Origin of the sequence: Streptomyces sp. NBC_01267 (assembly GCF_036241575.1) — a bacterium.
Lineage (GTDB): Bacteria > Actinomycetota > Actinomycetes > Streptomycetales > Streptomycetaceae > Streptomyces.
Window position 1 is genome coordinate 2,635,956 of record NZ_CP108455.1, and the last position, 20,361, is coordinate 2,656,316.

Below are 20,361 nucleotides of genomic sequence, written 5' to 3' on the forward strand. Positions count from 1 at the left end.
TCAAGGAGCGATATGTGCGGAATCGTCGGGTACATCGGCAAGCGTGATGTGGCACCGCTGCTGCTGGAAGGCCTGCAGCGACTGGAGTACCGGGGTTACGACTCCGCGGGCGTCGTCATCTCCTCGCCCAAGGCCCCCGCGCTGAAGATGGTCAAGGCCAAGGGCCGCGTCCGCGACCTGGAGGCCCGGGTCCCCAAGCGCTTCGCGGGGACGACCGGCATCGCCCACACCCGCTGGGCCACCCACGGCGCCCCGAGCGATGCGAACGCGCATCCGCACCTGGACACGGAGAACAAGGTCGCCGTCGTCCACAACGGCATCGTCGACAACGCCTCCGAGCTGCGCGCCCGCCTGAACGCCGAAGGCGTCGAGTTCCTGTCCGAGACCGACACCGAGGTACTGACCCACCTCGTCGCCCGCTCCCGCGCGGAGACGCTGGAGGAGAAGGTCCGCGAAGCGCTGCGGGTCGTCGAGGGCACGTACGGCATCGCGGTGATGCACGCCGACTTCCCGGACCGCATCGTCGTCGCCCGCAACGGCTCCCCCGTCGTCCTCGGCATCGGCGAGAAGGAGATGTTCGTCGCCTCCGACGTGGCGGCCCTCGTCTCGCACACCCGCCAGGTCGTCACCCTCGACGACGGCGAGATGGCCACCCTCAAGGCCGACGACTTCCGTACGTACACGACCGAGGGGTCCACCACCTCGTCGACGCCGACCACCGTGGAGTGGGAGGCCGAGTCGTACGACATGGGCGGCCACGACACGTACATGCACAAGGAGATCTCCGAGCAGCCCGAGGCCGTGGACCGGGTGCTGCGCGGCCGGATCGACGACCGGTTCTCCACCGTGCACCTGGGCGGGCTGAACCTGGACGCCCGGGACGCGCGGGGCGTACGCCGGGTGAAGATCCTCGGCTGCGGCACCTCGTACCACGCGGGCCAGATCGGTGCGCAGCTGATCGAGGAGCTGGCCCGCATCCCCGCGGACGCCGAGCCGGCCTCGGAGTTCCGCTACCGCAACCCGGTGGTGGACCCCGACACGCTGTACGTGGCGGTGTCCCAGTCCGGCGAGACGTACGACGTGCTGGCCGCGGTGCAGGAGCTGAAGCGCAAGGGCGCCCGGGTGCTCGGCGTGGTGAACGTGGTCGGCTCGGCCATCGCGCGCGAGACCGACGGCGGGGTGTACGTGCACGCCGGGCCGGAGGTCTGTGTCGTCTCCACCAAGTGCTTCACCAACACGGTGGTCTCCTTCGCGCTGCTCGCCCTGCACCTGGGCCGGATCCGCGACCTGTCGGTGGCGGACGGCAAGCGGATCATCGCGGGGCTGCGGAAGCTGCCCGGCCAGATCTCCGAGATCCTGGACGGCGAGAGCGAGATCGAGAAGCTGGCGGTGGACTACGCCGACGCCAGGTCGATGATGTTCATCGGCCGGGTGCGCGGCTACCCGGTCGCCAGGGAGGCCTCGCTGAAGCTCAAGGAGGTCTCGTACATCCATGCCGAGGCCTACCCCGCCTCGGAGTTGAAGCACGGCCCGCTCGCACTGATCGAACCGGCGATGCCGACGGTCGCGATCGTCCCGGACGACGACCTGCTGGAGAAGAACCGGGCCGCGCTGGAGGAGATCAAGGCGCGGGACGGACGGATCCTCGCGGTCGCGCACCAGGAGCAGCCGAAGGCGGACCACACGATCGTGGTGCCCAAGAACGAGGACGAGCTTGACCCGATCCTGATGGGGATCCCACTGCAACTGCTCGCCTACCACACGGCGTTGAAGCTGGGCCGCGACATCGACAAGCCGCGGAACCTGGCGAAGTCGGTGACGGTCGAGTAGGAATCCACGGAACGAAGCCTGCCCCGGTACGCGACCGCGCGTACCGGGGCAGCTTGCGTACGAGGGACCACACGTACGGGGACGCCGTACGGACAGCGGTAGTTGACGCCCCATCAACCGCTGGATGCGGGGCGTGCGGCTTCAGGGAATGACGATCACCGGGCGCTGGGCACGCCGCGCGAGCCGTCCGGCCACCGAGCCGAAGATCCGCCCGACGATCCCGTGGGTCGAGCCCACCACGATCGCGTCGGCCGAGTACTCCCGGCCTACCTCCTCCAGCTCGTGGCAGATGTCACCGCCGCGCTCGACGAGGATCCAGGGCACCTCGGCCAGGTAGTCCGCACAGGCCAGTTCGAGGCCGAGCACTTCGGTCCGGTGATCCGGCACGTCCACGAAGACCGGGGGTTCGCACCCCGCCCAGACCGTGGTCGGCAGCCGGTTGGCGACATGGACGATGATCAGCCCCGAGCCGAGGCGTACGGCCATGCCGATGGCATACGCGAGTGCCCGCTCACTGGAGGTCGATCCGTCGAAACCGACGACGACCCCGTGCCTGAAAGCGGGATCACATGCGTGACGTGGTTCTTCCGCCGCATGGAGTTCGGCCGAGGGATCGGCGACCTGCTTGCGGTCCGCGGGTTCAGAGAATTCGTAACCGGCCATGGGTATCTCGGCGAAGAAGATCCTCTTGGGAGGGAACGGCAGTTGGCGGTGGAGCTGTGTCTCCGGTGGAGCTGTGTCCGGGAATCATCTTCCCAAGCCCATACCCTCCAGAGTACGGCGACACTCCTTTCCTGCCCACTGCCCGCCGATCCAGTCCGGCGTTCCAGGGAGCATGCCCGAGCAGGCCGGGAAATGGCAATGCCCGTTGGCATCTACAGTTTCCCACTCCGCCGGAGGACTCCGCCTCCCGGACTCCCGTCCGGCTTCCGGAGCGCTTGAGTCCGGCTTGAGGGCGGCTCGCGCCCGGCTCAAGAAGTGCGGCGGTTCGGGGGTCGCACACCGGGCCGCTCCCCCGGCGCGCCGCTTCCGCCGCGCACCGGCTGTCACCGTGCCTGCCACCGTGCCGGCCGGAGCCGCGTCGCGGCCGGATCGGACCCCTCGGAGAGCGGTTCCCGGCGGCGCCGGGCGGGCGATCGGGGCCGGGAGCGCACCAGGGCGGCTGTCACACCGGGCGGAGTGCGCCGGTTGACTGACTGATTCGCACGCACACGCCCGTTGGTTTTCAGCCAACTTATGTGCACCACCCCGACCTTGGCGGAACGGTACGCCAACCCCGGTGCCACCAGGGAAGAAAGGACCAACGGTGGCTCCCGCACCCTACGGGGACGGGCCATGCGCGTGACGCCCACTTCCCTGGGGGCTTCTTGAGTGAAACGCTTCGTGATCGAATGCTTCGCGCCAAGTTGCCTTGTCGACATAGTGCCGTCGGGCGAACTTGTCACGCCGGCACCACGGAACACAGTAGATTCGATCATGGGTAGGACGGCGGGGGATCTCGTTCTGGACCGAGGGGCCGTGACGATTAGAGGCAGTGTGCAGGAGCGACAGTCCCGACAAGAACAGGGAGCCGCGAGCACCGAGGGGGGCTTAGCACCATGAGCCAGGGCCAGGACTCCAGCGCCACGACGGAGACCGCAAGAAAGCTTTCCGGGCGTCGCCGCAAGGAGATCGTCTCGGTGCTGCTCTTCAGCGGCGGCCCCATATTCGAGAGTTCCATTCCGCTCTCGGTCTTCGGTATCGACCGGCAGGACGCCGGAGTTCCCCGATACCGACTACTCGTGAGCGCGGGCGAGGACGGCCCGTTGCGCACGACGGGTGGACTCGAACTCACCGCGCCGTACGGGCTGGAGGCGATCAGCCGGGCGGGCACCGTCGTCGTACCGGCATGGCGTTCGATCACCTCGCCGCCACCGCCCGAGGCACTTGACGCCCTGCGCCGGGCCCACGAGGAGGGCGCGCGCATCGTCGGCCTGTGCACCGGCGCGTTCGTGCTGGCCGCGGCAGGACTGCTCGACGGCCGGCCCGCGACGACGCACTGGATGTACGCGCCGACGCTCGCGAAGCGCTATCCGTCGGTGCACGTCGATCCGCGTGAGCTCTTCGTCGACGACGGCGACGTGCTGACCTCGGCCGGGACCGCGGCCGGGATCGACCTGTGCCTGCACATCGTCCGTACGGACCACGGCACCGACGCGGCAGGGGCGCTGGCCAGACGGCTGGTGGTGCCTCCGCGCAGGACCGGCGGGCAGGAGCGCTACCTCGACCGGTCTTTACCCGAGGAGATCGGCTCCGACCCCCTCGCGGAGGTCGTGGCCTGGGCCCTGGAGCATCTCCACGAGCAGTTCGACGTGGAGACCCTGGCCGCGCGCGCCTACATGAGCCGCCGTACGTTCGACCGCCGCTTCCGCTCACTGACCGGCAGTGCGCCGCTCCAGTGGCTGATCACCCAGCGGGTGCTCCAGGCGCAGCGGCTGCTGGAGACCTCCGACTACTCGGTGGACGAGGTCGCGGGCCGCTGCGGCTTCCGGTCGCCGGTCGCGTTGCGCGGCCACTTCCGGCGCCAGCTGGGTTCGTCCCCGGCCGCGTACCGGACGGCGTACCGGGCCCGGAGGCCGCAGAGCCCCGAGCCCCCCGTGGTGGCCGACGCGGTACCGCAGGCCCGCCGGACCCCCGCCGCGAGCCAGGTGTCGGGCCCTCCGGCCGCCTCACCGGCCCTCCCCGACCCCGGAAAGCCGGGCTCGGACCTGTACGCCCCCGGACGCCCCACGGTGCCCGGACAGCGGAGCGCGACGTAGGAGCGTGCCGCCCGGCCCCGACGGGCCGGGCGGCACGCTCTCGTACCGGTCGGGCCCGCCCGTTCGTACCGCTCGGCCGCCTCTTGTACCGACCGGTCTAAGGTGGGGCCCATGAACGATCGCATGGTGTGGATCGACTGCGAGATGACCGGGCTCTCGTTGACGGACGACGCACTCATTGAGGTGGCCGCACTGGTCACCGACTCGGAGCTGAACGTGCTCGGTGAAGGGGTGGACATCGTGATCCGCCCGCCCGCCGAAGCCCTGGAAACCATGCCCGACGTGGTGCGGAAGATGCACACCTCGTCGGGCCTCCTCGACGAGCTCGCCGGGGGCACGACGCTGGCCGACGCCGAGGCGCAGGTGCTGGCGTACGTACGCGAGCACGTCAAGGAGTCGGGCAAGGCCCCGCTGTGCGGGAACTCGGTCGGTACCGACCGGGGCTTCCTGCTGCGGGACATGGCCCAGCTGGAGGGCTTCCTCCACTACCGGATCGTCGATGTCTCGTCGATCAAGGAGCTGTCCCGGCGCTGGTACCCGCGGGCGTACTTCAACAGCCCGGAGAAGAACGGCAACCACCGGGCGCTGGCGGACATCCGTGAATCCATCGCGGAGCTGCGCTACTACCGGGAGGCGGTCTTCGTACCGCAGCCGGGGCCGGACTCGGACACCGCGAAGAAGATCGCGGCGAAGTACGTCCTGCCTGCGGATTAGGACCTTCCGGGACCCGCCGGAAAAGGCGGGAGCGAGCACCCTCCCGGACCCTGTACACTTTTTCTCGGCCGGTCGGAAACGACAACGGTCGTGGTGGGTATAGCTCAGACGGTAGAGCACCTGGTTGTGGTCCAGGATGTCGCGGGTTCGAGTCCCGTTACTCACCCTGTTGGAACTGAGGCCCGGCTTGCGCGAGCAGCCGGGCCTCAGTCGTACCCCCGTGCACTCCCCACGCGCCGCTCGACGCCTGGGTCAGGGACCGGGGAGTGCCGGACGTCCGACTCCCCGGCCGCCCCGCCTCACGAACTGAGCCGGGGCACCAGATCCGTCGGGAGCACCACCTGCGTCCGCTCGACGGCGTCCGCCCCCGCGCGGCGGGCGGCGATCTCCGCGAGCAGCAGCCGGGCCATGGCCCGGCCCATGTCCTCGATCGGCTGGCGCACGCTCGTCAGCGGCGGGTCCATGTGACGGGCGATCACCGAATCGTCGAACCCCACCAGGGCGACGTCCTCGGGCACCCGCAGACCGCGCTCGCGCAGCACCTGGCGGGCGCCCGCCGCCATCACGTCGGACGCGGCGAAGACGGCGTCCAGGTCCGGCCGGCGTTCGAGCAGCAGCTCCATGCCGCGCCGGCCGCCCTCCTCGGTGAAGTCGGCCTGCGCGACGAGCGCCTCGTCGCTGTCGACGCCCGCGGCGGCGACGGCCCTGCGGTAGCCGTCGAGGCGGCACTGCGCGCCGTACACATCGAGCGGCCCGGTGATCGTCGCGATGACGCGCCTGCCACGGGAGACCAGGTGCCCCACGGCGCTGCGCGCGCCCTGGTAGTTGTCCGAGTCGACGGACGGGAGCGTCTCCCGGTCGGAGCGCCGACCGCTGACCACGGCCGGGATGGCGAGCTGTTCCAGCAGGTCGGGCAGGGGATCGTCGGCGTGCACGGAGACCAGCAGCACCCCGTCCACCCGGTGCGCGGCGAGGTACTGGGCGAGCCGGTCGCGCTCGCGGTCGCTGCCGACCAGGGTGAGCAGCAGCTGCATCTCGGTGTCGGCGAGCGCCGCGCCCACGCCCCGGACGATGTCCGAGAAGTACGGCTCGGCGAAGAAGCGGGTCTCCGGCTCGGGGACGACCAGGGCGATGGCGTCCGTACGGTTCCCGGCGAGTGCGCGGGCCGCGCGGTTGGGTACGTAGCCCAGCTCGGCCACGGCCGCTTCGACGGCCTCGCGGGTCTGCGCGCTGACCCGGGGTGAGCCGTTGATGACACGTGAGGCCGTGCCGCGCCCTACGCCGGCCCGTGCCGCGACCTCTTCGAGCGTGGGCCGCCCGCCGCTCCGTACTCGCGCTGCCGCCATGGCTGCCTCCCGTTCGCGGTCAATTTCTCACAGTCGGATAAACCGAGCCAAGTCCGGTCCCCGGCTCCCCCGACGTGCACCGGGGCCGCGTACCGCTTCGGTCGCACCAGTCTATGGGAGCGCTCCCAATCCATGGGGCGGGGCGGCCCGCCGGACGTCCCGTTCCCGAACGCGGACATCCCGTTCCCGAACGCCGGAGACCCGGCGCGAAGGCCGGGTCTCGTGAGGATGAGCGTGACTGGAGCGGATCGGTTCGGTTCGGTTCAGGCAGGGGCAGGGGCAGGGGCAGGGCTATCCCGCGTCGGTGGCCGGGGGCAGCGCGTGGCGGCGGATCACGTCGGCGTACCAGTGCGCGCTCGCCTTGGGGATCCGGCGCTGCGACGCGTAGTCCACGTAGACCGCGCCGAAGCGCTTCGAATACCCGTACCCCCACTCGAAGTTGTCCATCAGGGACCACAGGAAGTAGCCCCGGACATCGGCGCCGTCGGCCACGGCCCGCTGCACGGCGGCGAGATGGCCGTGCAGGTAGTCGATCCGCTCGGGGTCCGCGACCCGGCCCTCGGGGGACACGTAGTCGTCGAAGGCAGCGCCGTTCTCGGTGACCATCAGCGGCAGGCCGGGGTGGTCCCGGGTCACGTCCATGAGCAGGCTGTACAGCCCGTCGGGGTCGATCGCCCAGTTCATCGCGGTGCGCTTCTTCCCCTCCGCGAGGTGGAAGGCGACGTGCTCGGAGCCGGTCCACGGCGAGTGGTCGCTGTTGCCGTGGCCGTCGTCGCGGGTGTCACCGGCACCGGAGACGGGCGCGGAAACCAGTGTCGGGGTGTAGTAGTTGACGCCCAGCACGTCGACGGGGCGGGAGATGGTGGTCAGGTCGCCGTCGTGCACCAGCTCCGACCAGTCGACCAGGCGCGAGGTGTCGGCGATCAGGTCCTCCGGGTAGGCGCCGTTCAGGATCGGCCCGGTGAAGATCCGGTTGCCGACCCCGTCGATCCGGCGGGCGGCGTCGGCGTCGGCCTCGCTGCCGGTCAGCGGACGGACCTGGTGCAGATTGAGGGTGACCGAGACCTGCGCGGCAGCGGGGAGTTGACCGCGCAGGACCTCGACCGCCCGGCCATGGGCGAGGTTGAGATGGTGGGCCGCCCGGAGCGTGGCACCCGGCTCGGTGCGTCCGGGGGCGTGCACTCCGGAGCCGTAGCCGAGGAAGGCGGAGCACCACGGCTCGTTGAGCGTGGTCCACATGCCGACCCGGTCGCCGAGGGCTCCGGCCATGATGGCGGCGTAGTCGGTGAACCGGTCCGCGGTGGCGCGGGCGGGCCAGCCACCCGCGTCCTCCAACTCCTGCGGCAGGTCCCAGTGGTAGAGGGTGGCGACCGGGGCGATGCCCGCTTCGAGCAGTTCGTCGACGAGCCTGCGGTAGAAGTCCAGACCGCGCTCCACGGCCGGGCCGCGGCCGGTGGGCTGGACCCGCGACCAGGAGACGGAGAAGCGGTAGGCCTTCAGCCCCAGCTGCTTCATCAGGGCCACGTCGCCGCGGTAGCGGTGGTAGTGGTCGGCGGCGATGTCTCCGGTGTCGCCGTTGCGGACCTTGCCGGGGGTACGGCTGAAGGTGTCCCAGATGGAGGGCGTGCGGCCGTCCTCGGCGGCGGCGCCCTCGACCTGGTAGGCGGCGGTGGCGGCGCCCCAGACGAACCCGGTGGGGAATCCGGTCGGGGGGGCCGTCGTCTCGGGAGCCTGTTTCGGGGTGGTGTCGGATCGTACGGCAGTCATGCGGGAGCGCTCCCAGAGGTCGGCGAACACGGGCTGTTGAGCAGGGGCTGTACGAGGTGGTTGTACGGAGTGGGCCGGACGGCGTGGTTGTACGGGGGTGGGGCGGACGGGACAGGGCACGGGGCGGACTCCCCCGCCCGCCCGTACGGCCTGTGGTCAGGCACAGGCCGTACGGGCAGTACCGGGGCCCGTGCCTGAGGCGGCCGGGTGGAAGCGGGCGGGCCGGGACGGGTGACGGGGTCTCACCCCTTCACGGCGCCCGACATGATGCCCCCCACGATCCGCTTGCCGAAGAACACGAACACCACGAGCAGCGGCAGCGTGCTGATCAGCGCGCCCGCCATCACGATGCTCTGGTCGGGCGTGAAGGAGGCGTTCAGCTGGCCGAGGGCCACCTGAAGGGTCGGGTTCTGCTGGTTCAGCGCGAGGTAGGGCCAGAAGAAGTCGTTCCACGACTGCACGAAGGTGAGCATCCCGAGCACCATCATCGCGGGGCGCGCCACCGGCAGCACCACGCTCAGCACGATGCGGAAGTTGTTCGCCCCGTCCAGTTTGGCCGCCTCGACGAGTTCGTACGGCAGCGCCTCCAGCAGGTACTGCCGCATGAAGAACACCCCGAAGGCGCTCACCAGGGTCGGGAAGATCACCGACTGGAGATTTCCGCCCCAGCCGAGGTCGGACATCATCATGAACAGCGGGACGACGCTGAGCTGCGGCGGAACGGTCAGCGTGGCGATGACCGCGGTCATCAGCCAGCCGCGCCCCCGGAAGCGCATCTTGGCGAAGGCGTATCCGGCGAGGGTGCAGAAGAAGAGCGTCGCCGTGGTGATGCAGGAGGAGACGATGATGCTGTTGACGATCGCCTTGCCGAGGTGGGCCTGGTTCCAGGCCGCGTCGAGGTTGTGCAGCAGCCGCCCGCCGGGCAGGAACGGTGGCGTGGTGTTCAGTACTTCGTCCTGGGTGTGGGACGCGGCCACCAGGGTCCAGTACAGCGGCAGGATCGAACCGATGCCGACGACGATCAGTGCGATGTAGGCGAAGGGGCCACCCTTCATCTGCTGGCCGGCTCGCTCCTTGAACCGGCCGGGTTTGGGGGGCGTACCGGTCGCGGCCTGCCGGACGCGGAGGTCCGGGGCGTCGGTGGGGCTGGTCATGGTCATGGATATCGCTCCCGGTCAGGCCGCGGACTTGCGGACGAAGCGGCCGATGAGCCAGTTGATCGCGGCGATGAGCAGCAGCAGCACGAGCATCGCCCAGGCCACTGCGGCGGCCGGACCGAGATGTCCCAGGTTCCAGCCGTAGTTGTAGAGGTAGATACTGAGCGTCTCGTACTGGTTCTCCGTGCCGCCGGTCGCTCCGATGGCGCCGCCCTGCAGCAGCAGCGGCTCGCCGAACAGCTGCATGGAGCCGATGGTCGAGATGACGATCGTGAAGAGGATCGTCGGCCGCAGGGAGGGGATGGTCACCTTGCGGAACTGCTGCCAGCGTGAGGCGCCGTCGATGGACGCGGCCTCGTACAGATCGGTCGGTACGGCCTGCATCGCGGCGAGATAGATCAGCGTGTTGTAGCCCGTCCAGCGCCAGATCACGATGACGGAGATGGCGATCTTCGAAGTCCAGTGCCCGTTGGCCCAGTTGGTGTGGCCGAGACCGATGAAGTGCAGCAGCCAGTTCAGCACGCCGCCGTCGGCCCGGAAGACCAGGGCGAAGACGAGAGCGGCGGAGGCGACCGAGGTGGCGTACGGGGTGAGGATGAGCGTCCGGAAGAAGGTACTGGCCCGCAGTTTGTAGTTCAGCAGATGGGCGAGGCCCAGCGCGACCAGCAGCTGCGGGACGGTCGACATGACGCCGATCAGGAAGGTGTTGCTGACCGCCGTCCAGAATTCGGAGTCCTGAAGGATCTTCGAGAAGTTGTCCCAGCCGACCCACTGCATCTGGTCCAGGCCGGTCATCTCCACCCGGTGCATGGCGATCCAGCCGGTGTAGACGAGCGGGTAGAGGCCGAAGGCCCCGAAGACGAGGAAGAAGGGGGCGATGTAGGCGTAGGGCGATGCCTTGTCGTCGAAGCGCCACAGCCGGCTCCGCCACTTCTGCCGCTGGGCAGACGTCGGTCCGGAGCTGCGGGGAGGTGGGGCGTGCGTGTCCCGGGTGGGTGTCGAGGTGGCCACAGGCGGGAGTCCTTCCCTGGGGTGCGCCGGTCCGGCGCGGTGGGCGGACCGGTCCGGCCCGGTGCGTTGCGGTGCGGCGGTGTCGGAACGCTGGTCCATGTGCGGTGCCCGGCCCCGGGGGTGTCCGGCCTGGTCGGCCGGGCACCCCCGGGAACCGGCGCTGACGCGGGGGCCCGGAGTCCGCCCGCGTCAGCGGTGCTCAGCCGACGGCCTTGTCGATCACCTTGATCGCGGCGTTCCAGGCATCGGCGGAACTGGTGTGCCGCTGCTCCATGTTGAGGATCTGCTTGGAGAAGTCGTCCTTGATCACGCCGTCCTTCGGGCCGAGCACGGCCGCCGGGATGGTCGAGGCTTCGTCCGCGTAGATCTTCCCGATCGGCGCGTCGTTGAAGTACGGCAGCTTCGCGTTCTTGACGTCGGGGAGCTCCCACGCGCCCTTGTTGGACGGGAAGACGCCGATCGCCTTGAACACCGCGGCCTGCTGCTCCGGCGCGGTCAGCCACTTGACGAGCGCGCTGGCCTCGGCCACGTGCTTACCGCTCTTGGGGATGGCCAGGAACGAGCCGCCCCAGTTGGCCGAGGTCGTGCCGGGCGCGGTGGTGATGTCCCACTTGCCCTTGTTGGCCGGGCCCGCGTCGGTCGAGATCTGACCGGCCATCCACGCGGGGCAGGCCACGGTCGCGACGGTGCCCTTGCGCAGCGCGGGGACCCAGGTGTCGGGATCGAACTGGGCGAGCCCCTGGGAAAGCTTGCCGGTAGCCGCCTGGGAGGCCAGCCCCCAGGCGTCCTTCACGCTGGCGCTGGTCTCGTAGATCGGCTTGCCGCTCGCGTCGTAGTACTGCTGCTCGTTCGAACTGACCACGGCGTTGAACATCGCGCTCGCGGAGTCCATGAAGTACGTGCCCGCAGGCGCGTGCTTCTTGTACTCGTCACCGAGCTGGAGGTAGGCCTTCCAGCCGCCGGCGAGCTTCTTGGCGACGTCTTCGCGGTCGGTCGGCAGACCGGCCCGCTGGAACAGGTCCTTGTTGTAGCAGAGCGACATCGGGCCGATGTCGGTACCCGCGCCGATCACGGCACCGCTGGAGGTGGTGGCCTGCTTCTCCTTCCAGGACACCCAGTCGTTGACGTCGATCACCTTGCTGAGGTCGACGAACTGGTCCGCCTTGGTGTCGACGACCTCCTTGATCCGGCCGACCTCAAGACCCTGCACATCGCCGAGACCACTGCCCGCGTTCAGCTCCTGGAGCAGCTTGGGGTAGTAGACCTCCTCCTGAGCAGTGGTGTTCTCCTTGACCGTGATGTTCGGGTGCAGCTTGTGGTACTGGGCGAAGAGACCGGCTTCCTTGTAGCCGAACTGACCGTAGTCGGCGACGGTGAGCGTGATCTTCCCGTTCGCGTCGGAACTCTTGCCGGAGTCCGAGTCGCTGCTGCAGCCGGCCAGCAACAGGGCCGTGGCCGTCAGGCCCGTGGTGGCTATGACCGCGGCTCTGCGGCGTCGTCCGCCGACGGTGCGGGTGATACGCATTCCACTACTCCTTGTTCCAGGGGGGGACTGGCGTTCGTAGACCGTGCGAGGCGAGGGGGGAGGTACGGGCAGTGCTGTACGCACGGGAAACGGGCCCGTGCGGCATGGGAGCGCTCCCATGCGTCGTTGCCGGAAGGTTGCTTCCTCGGAGGGGTGGGTGTCAAGAGTTGAAGACGGTTCCGTTGCCCGAGCGTGTCCTGCAAGTCACGAGAACGTGTCCGGCGCGGGCCTTGCCATGACGGGAGGGGCACTCGCGCCGCCGCCCGGAGCTGGTGAATTCCCGCAGGCCAAAGGGGTGATGACGGTTCGCGCACGCGGCCCTCGCCGGGACAGGCGCACCGGACGCCCCTGGATCGTGCAGGCACCCGGTCCCGCGATGCGGGTGGACCGCCCGGCGCACGTGCGCGTTCTTCCTCCGAACCCGGGGCGTTGCCGTCCCGCCCCGAGGGGTGCCCGCCTCCGGCCCGCGCGACCCCGGACAGGCTTACCCGAACATCGCCCGCGCGACCCCGGACAGGCCCTACCCGAACACCGCCCGCGCGACCCCGGACAGGCCCTACCCGAACACCGCCCGCGGCGGCGCCGGTGACGCCTGCGCCCCGGCGTCCGTCACGGCCCGCGCGCCACCCGCGAAGTCCAGCAGCCCGCGTCCCGACTCCACCCGTCCCGCATATCCGTCGCCCGCCACCCGCCGGGTCAACTCGGCCACCGGGAGGGGCGTACCGGCCGCCACCAGCACCGCGTTCCCGAACCGCTTGCCCCGGAGCACGGTCGGCTCCGCGGCCAGCGCCAGTTCGGGGAAGACCTCCGCCGCGGTGGCGATCTGGCCGCGCAGGTACGCGAGCGGCGGCCCGTCCGCCAGGTTCGCCGTGTACCAGCCCCCGGGCTTCAGCGTTCTGCGGACCTCCGCGAGGAATTCCGTACTGGTGAGATGTGCGGGGGTGCGGGTGCCGCTGAAGACGTCGGCCACGACCAGGTCCGCCCAGCCGTCAGGGATCTTCGCCAGACCGGCACGGGCGTCGGTGGAGCGGACACGGATGCGCGCCTGCGGGTCCAACGGAAGCTCCCGGCGCACCAGTTGGACCAGCGGCCCGTCGATCTCGATGATCTGCTGGGTGGCGCGGGGCCGGGTCGCCGCGACGTACCGGGCGAGGGTGAAGGCACCGCCGCCGAGGTGGACGACGTGCAGCGGCTGCTTCGGCGGTGCGGCCAGGTCGATGACATGGCCGATCCTGCGCTGGTACTCGAAGGCGAGATACGTCGGGTCGTCGAGGTCCACCTGGGACTGCGGGGCGCCGTCGATCAACAGCGTCCAGCCGCGCGGCCGGTCACGGTCGGGGCGCAGCTCGGCGACCCCGCCGTCCACCTGCTCGACGACGGTCTCGGGTGCGGAACGGCCCTGCCGCTTGTTCTTCGCCACGCTCCCAGTATCGCCGGGTACGTCCGGGCCCACCGCCGGGCCGGGGGCGCGACGGCGTCAGCGGCAGTTGTCGGCCGCCTCGATCAGCCGCGCCGCCTCGCCGAGCGCCGCCCTGAGGATCGAGGGGTCGGTGACCGGTGCGTCCTTCCCGGGCGGCAGCAGCCAGCCGGTGCCGCGGACCGGCGGGTCGTGGGGGACCCGCAGCCCCCGGCCGTTGGTCTGCGTACAGGCGCTGCCCGGCATGTCCCAGCTGTAGGCGGTGCCGGGCGGCACCAGGAATCCGAGGGTGTCGCAGGCGCCGTCGTGCAGCACCGGGCCGACATCGGCCGGGGCTGCGGCCCGGCGCAGGATGTCGACCGCCTCCAGCCCCTGGCGTGCGGGGACCGTCACCAGGTCACAGGGTTCGGGCGCACCGTCGGGCGGTGCGCTGAACTCCTGACTGGGCCGGTGCTGGGCATTCGTACGCGAACTGCCCGTCTCGGTGCCGGTCTCCAACAAGGCAACCCCTCCTCGTTCTCCGCATGGTTCAACGTCTGCGGGCGTCAAGGGCTACGGCACTGCGCCGCCGTAAAGGATGGCAGTTCATGGCAAATCGCGGGAGAGATATCCCTTTTGTAGCGAAACCGCCCCTGTGCGGGTCGGCGCAGACGGTACGTTTTGCGCGCCGGAGCGGTCCGGGCCGGCAGCACCATCCGCCAGAGAGGGCTCGGCCATGGCGACGTCACGGGCAGTACCCAACCCGGCTTTCCGGCAGTTGCGCGGGCAGCGCTCGCCCGGCGAATTCGCGGCAGCGGTCCGCCGGGCCGCCCGCGAGATCGGCGAGCAAGTAGCGTGCGACGCACGGTACATCGGGCGGGTGGAGGCTGGCGAGATCCGCTGTCCCAACTACGCGTACGAACGGGTCTTTCTGCACATGTTCCCCGGTTCGACCCTGACGGACCTCGGGTTCTCCGACCGGGAGACGGTACGCGGCCGTGGTACGCACACCATCTCGGCCGGGCCCCCGTCACCTCACCACACCAGCCAGAACAACGAGGAGAGCGACGTGCTGCGTCGCGCATTCATGGCCGGCGGCTCCGCTGCGATGACCGCCGTGTCCCTGGGCCTGAGCCCCGGATCCGTACCGTCACCACGCCGGGTCGGCGAGGTGGAGGCCCCACGCCGGGTCGGCGAGGCGGAGGTCAGCGCCGTCGAAGCGGCCGTACGGCAGATCCGGCTGCTCGACGACCGGCACGGCGCCGACGGTCTCTACCGGCGGGCCGCGCAGCCGCTGCAGGCCGCGTACGCGCTGCTCGACGCGGGCACGGCCCACCGGGGCGCCGCCGACCGGCTGCACGCGGGCGCGGGTGAACTGGCCATCTCGGTGGGCTGGCTGGCGCACGACTCGGGCCGTTTCGACGACGCGCGTTCGCACTACGCCGAGGCCCTGGCGACCGCCCGGGTCTCCGGTGATCCCGCGCTGGAGGCGCACGCCTTCTGCAACACGGCGTTCCTGGCGCGCGACGCGGGGCGTCCGCGGGAGGCGGTGCGGGCCGCGCAGGCCGGGGAACGCGCGGCGAGGCAGCTGTCGTCGCCCCGGCTGCTCGCGCTGCTGACGCTGCGGGAGGCGGGCGGCTGGGCGGGGCTCGGGGACCGCACGGGCTGCGCGGACACGCTCGGCCGGGCCAAGTCCCTCTTCGCGCAGGGGCCGTCCGACGACGACCCCGAGTGGATGACCTTCTTCGTCGAGGCCGAGCTGGAGATGCTGGAGGCGCAGTGCTGGTCGACGCTGGGCGACTGGCCGCGCGCGGCCCTGCACGCCCAGCGCGCGGCGGATCTCCAGGATCCGCACTTCGCCCGCAATCTGGCCCTCTACCGGGCCCAGCTGGCCGACGATCTGGTCCGGGCGGGCGCCCCCGACCGGGCGGCGGCGGCCGGGCACCAGGTGCTCGACCTGCTCGACCAGGTCCAGTCGTCGCGGATCCGGGGGATGCTGGCCGGGACGGCCCGCCGGCTGCTGCCCGCACGCAGGGCGGCCGGCGTACCGGACTTCCTGGAGCGGCACGCGTCCACCCCGCGCCGGGCCTGAGGCCCGCCCGTCTCGTCAGGAATGCGCGCTGCACCCGGAGTTCGTACGGCCTCCGGAGTTCGAGCTACATCCGGAATCCGCGCTACCGCTCCAGGTGACCGGTGTCGTTCCACCGCTCGACCGCGGGCGCGTCGTACGCCCAGCCCAGCACCGACAGGGACGTGGGGGCGAGCCGGACCCGGGCGCCGAAGGTCAGGTCGTACCCCAGCCAGCGGGCGGCGAGCGCGCGCAGGATGTGGCCGTGCGCGAAGACCAGGACGTCCCGGTCCGCCGAACGGATCCGCTCGATCACCGCGTCCGCGCGGGCGGTGACATCGGCGACCGACTCCCCCTCGGGCACCCCGTCGCGCCAGATGAACCAGCCGGGACGGATCGTCTGGATCTCGGCGGGGGTGAGCCCCTCGTACGCCCCGTAGTTCCATTCGAGGAGCGCGTCCCACTCCTCGGCCCGGTCGGCGAACCCGGCCAGCGCGCAGGTCTCGCTCGCCCGCACCAGCGGGCTGGTGAGCACTTCGGCGCCCGGCACCGCGTCCCACGGCGGCCGGTGCAGCCGTTCGCCCAGGAGCTTCGCTCCCTGGCGTCCCTCGTCGAGCAGCGGGATGTCCGTCCTGCCGGTGTGTTTCCCGGACAGGGACCAGGCGGTCTGTCCATGCCGGGCCAGCAGCATGCGGGGTGCCATGAAGCTCTCTCCTACGGTGCGGTGATGCTGCTCCCATCATCGCGTACGGGAATCGCGCACCGGATCCGCGAGCAACCCGGCGGAAGGAACCGGCGTCCCCTCTTGAGACAGGGGGCGGCTGAACTGCTCATCACACAAGCCCTAAGGTGGGATGCCGGGTGACAGGCCCCGTTTGAAGAGACGATGGAGAGCATTCGGATGCCGTACACCGCGAACCGCACCCGGCCCCGCTGGTGGACAGAGATCCTGGTGCTCGCTGTCGTCTACACCGCGTACTCCTCGGGCAGGCTGCTCGCCCGGGGCAACACGGAGGACGCGGTCGAGCACGGGCTCTCGCTGCTCCGGGCCGAGAAGTTCCTGCACATCAACATCGAACACCCGCTGAACAGGCTGTTCACGCACACCCCGGCGCTGGGGATACCCGCCGACTTCATCTATGCCTCGCTGCACTACGTGGTGACCCCGGGCATCCTGATCTGGCTCTTCCGGCGCCGTCCCGTGCAGTACCGGGTGGCACGCACCTGGTTGATGATCTCCACGCTGCTCGGCCTGATCGGCTTCACGCTGGTACCGACGTGCCCGCCACGGCTGCTCGCGCCGGCCGAGGGCTTCGTCGACACGATGGCCCAGTACAGCTCGTACGGCTGGTGGGGCAGCGAGGCGAGCGCGCCGCGCGGGCTCGGCGGGATGACCAACCAGTTCGCGGCGATGCCCAGCCTGCATGTGGGGTGGGCGCTGTGGTGCGGGGTGATGCTGTGGCGTTACGGACGTACGCCGCTGACCCGGACGCTGGCCGTGCTCTATCCGCTGACCATCACCTTCGTGGTGATGGGGACGGCGAACCACTACCTGCTCGACGCCCTGGCGGGCGTCGCGGTGATGGGTGTCGGACTGCTGCTCACCCGGCCCGCGGTGCAGCTGACCGACCGAATACGGGCGCGGTTCTCCTCCGGCACCTCTGACACTCCTGACGTACCGGCCCCGGTTGTCAGTGGCGGATGCAAGACTTCCGCAGGTGAGCGATTCCCCGGGCAGCGGACCTCCTCCGCCTCAGCAGCCTCCGCGGCCTCCGGAGCGGCCTCAGCCGGTTCCCCGGCCGAAACCGCGGACGACGGCACTCCGACAGCGGCTCGCTGAGCTGCGCGGACCGGCCGTCCCGCCACAGCCACTGGACGCCCGCGCACTGGCGGCCCTCGCCGCCAACCCCGGCTGCGAACGGCGCGCGCTGCTCGACGGCGCCGGGGTGAACAAGACGGTCCTCGCGAAGGCCCTCGGAGCGCCCTCGGCCTTCGGCCAGTCCCAGTTCGCGTTCATGCGGGGCAATGCCTTCGAGGCCAAGGTCAAGGCGGACGGCGGGGCCGAGCTGATGCGGCTGCTCGCGGAGCGGATGGGCACCGCCGAGCCGGTGGACGTCACGGTCCCGGACCTTTCAGCGGCGGGGCCCGAGGGCCGGGCCGCCCGTACCGCACTGGCTCTGCGCGAAGCGACCTCGGCGGCTCCGCACGGGGGCTGGACGCTGCTCGACCACCCCATGCTGGCGCTGGAGGTGGCGGGCTCCCCCGCCTATCTGGAGCCCGACGCGGTGGTCGTGGACCCGGCGGGCCGCTGGACCGTCATCGAGATCAAGTCCTTCCCGATGATCGACGCGTCGGCGGACGCGGCGAAGGTGGGCGCGGCGGCGCGCCAGTCCGCGGTGTACGTACTGGCGTTGGAGCGGATCGCGGCCCTGGTCGAGGGCGCTTCGGTGCACGACCGCGTCCTGCTGGTCTGCCCGAAGGACTTCTCCAACCTGCCGACGGCGTCGGCCGTGGACGTACGCAAGCAGCTCTCCGTCACCCGTCGCCAGCTGGCCCGGCTGACCCGGATCGAGGACATCGCGGCGGCCCTGCCCGAGGGCACCACCTTCGACCCCGGCCTGCCGCCCGGGGAGCTGACGGCGGCGGTCGAATCGGTGGACGCGGCGTACGCACCGGAGTGCCTGGCCGCGTGCGAACTGGCCTTCCACTGCCGGGAACGGTCGCGCGCGGCGGGCGCCGTGGAGTCGCTGGGCCGCGGGGTCCGCGGTGAACTCGGCGGCCTGACGACGGTCGACGCGGTGCTGGCCGCGGCCCGGGGCGAAGCGGGTGACCCGGCGGACCCGACGGTGGCGGCGCTGCGGAGGGCCGCGGCGCTGCGGGCCGAGGCGCTGGGGGGTGCGGCGTGCTGACGCCGCGTGGGTGCGTGCTGACGCCGCGTGGGTGCTGCGTGCTGACGCCGCGTGGGTCCGGTCCTGCTGTTCCCGGGGCGCCGTCCTGTGCGGGCGGGCGGCCGGGTGACGCCGGGAGGACCCGCGCCGCCGAGCCGCCCCGCGCCACTGATGAAACGCGCGCCACCGAGGGAACGCGTGCTGTCGAGGCAACGCGCGCCGCCGAGGAGACCCGATGTCCCTGATCACCACGCTGGCCCGGCTGGAGGCCGTCCGGGACGGGCGTGCCCGGCCCACCGCCACCGTGCGCCACCGCCATCTCGCCGAGCACCCGCTCGTCCTCGTACCGCTCACCACCGCGGGCGAAGCGGGCGCCCCGCTCGGCGCGCTCGTCGGGACCGATCCCGGGGAGCCCCGGCTGCTGATCGTCGCCCAGCCGCGCGACCGGGACCTGCGGTTCGCCTTCCTCGCGGAACTGGCCGAGGCCGTCCTGCCGTACATCGAGGCGTACGCCGACGACGTGGAGGCCGCCGAGCGCTCCGAGGCGGACCCGGAGACCGGCAAGAAGGTCAAGGTCGAGGTCGAGCTGTGCGCCGATGCCCCGCAGCTGATCGTGCCGGGCCGGGCGGGCATCGACTTCGTACGGCTCCTCGGGCGCTCGATGCGTTTCCGGCGCACCGCCGAGGAGGACCCGGAGGCGCCCTATCCGGCGCCCCCGCGCGTCCCCCTGCTGGGCCGCTGGATGACGCATTTCGGTGAGCGTGCCCGGGTGCCCGGGTCGTCGCTGCTGCTCGCCACGACGGATCTGCTCAACCGCCACTGGGCCACCGGGCAGAGCAGTCTGGAGGACCAGCACCTGGGCGCGCTGCTCGCCTGGATCGACCCGGGGGCGGGCGAGTCGGGCGCGGAGGCCGCGCTCCGGGCGGAGCTGGAGCGGGACCGGGAGGGCCAGTTGGTCTGCCCGCCCGCCGGACCGGCCACCGACCCGGCGTTCGACAACGGGCTGCTGGCTCCTGCCGTCGAGCGGTACGACCGGGCCCGTGCGGCGCTGGCCGCGGCCGAGGACGGACCGGCCGCCGACGACCGGCTCGGTGAACTGACGGCGGCCGAGCGGGAGATCCGCCGGCTGCTGGCCGGACAGCTGCGCCCCACCTGGGACGCCGTGTGGCGCGGCCTCGGGCTGCTGCGGGAGCTGCCGGAAGGGACCAGGGCGGACGGGCGGTGGACCCGCGACCGCTGGTCGTTCACCGGCCACCGCGACCGGGTGCGGGCCGGGGAACCCCCACAGCCGCGGCACGACGACGCGGTGACCGCCGCGCAGAAGCTGGCCTCGCGGGAGGCCGCGCAGACCCAGCTCGACGCCCAGGAGGCGCTGGACGATCCGCTGGTGATGGCGGGGCGGCGGCTCGCGGGCGAGGCGTTCGCCGGTGAGGTGACGGAGGTGGTGATGGCCTGGAGCGAGTCGAAGCGCCCGAGCCCGCGCCCCTTGATCACGTTCCGCACGGAGGACACCCCCCATCTCGACGGGCGGGCCAAGGTCCACCGCACGCAGCCGGGCGACCCGCCGAAGACGCAGAGCGCCGAGTTCGTACGGTACGAGGAGGACGGCTCCCTGGTGCTGCGGCTGGTCAACGGCATGGGCCGCGCCAAGGATCCGGCGCCGGGGACGGTGCCGGAGAAGGGCGACCGGCTGTGCTGGACCCTGTTCGAGCACAGTTCGCGTGGCGGGCCCGAACTGCCCGCCCAGGAGGACACCCCGTGGACCCACGGCGGGCCACCGGGCGCCACCGGCGCGTCCGAAGGCTCGACGATCCCCGACCCCGTCACCCCGGAGGACCTGCTGTGACGACCTTCGACCCCA

General features: G+C 71.2%; 15 protein-coding genes, 1 tRNA gene and 1 pseudogene. 8 read left to right on the plus strand and 9 right to left on the minus strand.

Going from position 1 to position 20,361, the window contains the following annotated elements:
• Nucleotides 1-12: 12 nt before the first annotated feature.
• Nucleotides 13-1,830, plus strand: a complete 1,818-nt coding sequence (gene glmS / locus OG709_RS11985) for a glutamine--fructose-6-phosphate transaminase (isomerizing) (RefSeq protein WP_250298577.1) — start codon at nucleotides 13-15, stop codon at nucleotides 1,828-1,830.
• A gap of 141 nt (nucleotides 1,831-1,971) precedes the next feature.
• Here the strand turns inward: glmS and OG709_RS11990 are convergent, their stop codons facing one another.
• Nucleotides 1,972-2,493, minus strand: coding sequence for a universal stress protein (locus tag OG709_RS11990; RefSeq protein ID WP_250298578.1), 522 nt, complete (start codon nucleotides 2,491-2,493; stop codon nucleotides 1,972-1,974).
• Nucleotides 2,494-3,428: 935 nt separating this feature from the next.
• Between OG709_RS11990 and OG709_RS11995 the strand changes: the two genes are divergently transcribed.
• From OG709_RS11995 to OG709_RS12005, 3 genes are all read left to right on the plus strand, one after another.
• Nucleotides 3,429-4,628 (plus strand): helix-turn-helix domain-containing protein, encoded by a 1,200-nt coding sequence (locus tag OG709_RS11995; protein ID WP_250298579.1) that lies wholly within the window; start codon nucleotides 3,429-3,431, stop codon nucleotides 4,626-4,628.
• A 111-nt stretch (nucleotides 4,629-4,739) separates the two neighbouring features.
• Nucleotides 4,740-5,342 carry an oligoribonuclease gene (orn, locus tag OG709_RS12000; RefSeq protein WP_250298580.1) on the plus strand — a complete coding sequence of 201 codons (603 nt, stop codon included), beginning with the start codon at nucleotides 4,740-4,742 and terminating at the stop codon, nucleotides 5,340-5,342.
• Nucleotides 5,343-5,435: 93 nt separating this feature from the next.
• Nucleotides 5,436-5,508: transfer RNA gene (locus OG709_RS12005), tRNA-His, on the plus strand.
• A gap of 133 nt (nucleotides 5,509-5,641) precedes the next feature.
• On the opposite strand, the gene OG709_RS12010 is transcribed toward OG709_RS12005, so the two are convergent.
• From OG709_RS12010 to OG709_RS12040, 7 genes are all read right to left on the minus strand, one after another.
• On the minus strand, nucleotides 5,642-6,688 hold the full coding sequence (locus tag OG709_RS12010) for a LacI family DNA-binding transcriptional regulator (protein ID WP_250298581.1): 1,047 nt from the start codon (nucleotides 6,686-6,688) through the stop codon (nucleotides 5,642-5,644).
• 291 nt (nucleotides 6,689-6,979) lie between these two features.
• On the minus strand, nucleotides 6,980-8,455 hold the full coding sequence (locus tag OG709_RS12015; RefSeq protein ID WP_266643064.1) for a GH1 family beta-glucosidase: 1,476 nt from the start codon (nucleotides 8,453-8,455) through the stop codon (nucleotides 6,980-6,982).
• Between the two features lie 242 nt (nucleotides 8,456-8,697).
• Nucleotides 8,698-9,615 carry a carbohydrate ABC transporter permease gene (locus tag OG709_RS12020; RefSeq protein WP_329165993.1) on the minus strand — a complete coding sequence of 306 codons (918 nt, stop codon included), beginning with the start codon at nucleotides 9,613-9,615 and terminating at the stop codon, nucleotides 8,698-8,700.
• A gap of 15 nt (nucleotides 9,616-9,630) precedes the next feature.
• The gene (locus OG709_RS12025; RefSeq protein ID WP_250298584.1) at nucleotides 9,631-10,623 is read right to left on the minus strand and encodes a carbohydrate ABC transporter permease; all 993 of its coding nucleotides are present in this window, start codon (nucleotides 10,621-10,623) and stop codon (nucleotides 9,631-9,633) included.
• Nucleotides 10,624-10,822: 199 nt separating this feature from the next.
• Nucleotides 10,823-12,148, minus strand: coding sequence for an ABC transporter substrate-binding protein (locus tag OG709_RS12030; protein ID WP_326694843.1), 1,326 nt, complete (start codon nucleotides 12,146-12,148; stop codon nucleotides 10,823-10,825).
• Nucleotides 12,149-12,704: 556 nt separating this feature from the next.
• Nucleotides 12,705-13,568 carry a spermidine synthase gene (locus OG709_RS12035; RefSeq protein WP_266643061.1) on the minus strand — a complete coding sequence of 288 codons (864 nt, stop codon included), beginning with the start codon at nucleotides 13,566-13,568 and terminating at the stop codon, nucleotides 12,705-12,707.
• Between the two features lie 57 nt (nucleotides 13,569-13,625).
• Nucleotides 13,626-14,063 (minus strand): hypothetical protein, encoded by a 438-nt coding sequence (locus OG709_RS12040; protein WP_374211213.1) that lies wholly within the window; start codon nucleotides 14,061-14,063, stop codon nucleotides 13,626-13,628.
• A 217-nt stretch (nucleotides 14,064-14,280) separates the two neighbouring features.
• On the opposite strand from OG709_RS12040, the gene OG709_RS12045 reads away from it, so the two are divergent.
• Nucleotides 14,281-15,636 carry a tetratricopeptide repeat protein gene (locus tag OG709_RS12045; RefSeq protein ID WP_329165996.1) on the plus strand — a complete coding sequence of 452 codons (1,356 nt, stop codon included), beginning with the start codon at nucleotides 14,281-14,283 and terminating at the stop codon, nucleotides 15,634-15,636.
• 82 nt (nucleotides 15,637-15,718) lie between these two features.
• Here the strand turns inward: OG709_RS12045 and OG709_RS12050 are convergent, their stop codons facing one another.
• Nucleotides 15,719-16,315: a histidine phosphatase family protein gene (locus tag OG709_RS12050; protein WP_266643057.1), complete on the minus strand. Its 597-nt coding sequence runs from the start codon at nucleotides 16,313-16,315 to the stop codon at nucleotides 15,719-15,721.
• Between the two features lie 198 nt (nucleotides 16,316-16,513).
• Here OG709_RS12050 and OG709_RS12055 point away from each other — a divergent pair.
• The 3 genes and pseudogenes from OG709_RS12055 to OG709_RS12065 all read left to right on the plus strand — a co-directional run.
• A pseudogene (locus OG709_RS12055) lies at nucleotides 16,514-17,200 on the plus strand (phosphatase PAP2 family protein); the annotation flags it as partial.
• A 130-nt stretch (nucleotides 17,201-17,330) separates the two neighbouring features.
• The gene (locus OG709_RS12060; RefSeq protein WP_250298590.1) at nucleotides 17,331-18,521 is read left to right on the plus strand and encodes a hypothetical protein; all 1,191 of its coding nucleotides are present in this window, start codon (nucleotides 17,331-17,333) and stop codon (nucleotides 18,519-18,521) included.
• Nucleotides 18,522-18,735: 214 nt separating this feature from the next.
• Nucleotides 18,736-20,346: a hypothetical protein gene (locus OG709_RS12065; RefSeq protein ID WP_250298591.1), complete on the plus strand. Its 1,611-nt coding sequence runs from the start codon at nucleotides 18,736-18,738 to the stop codon at nucleotides 20,344-20,346.
• Nucleotides 20,347-20,361: the final 15 nt, after the last annotated feature.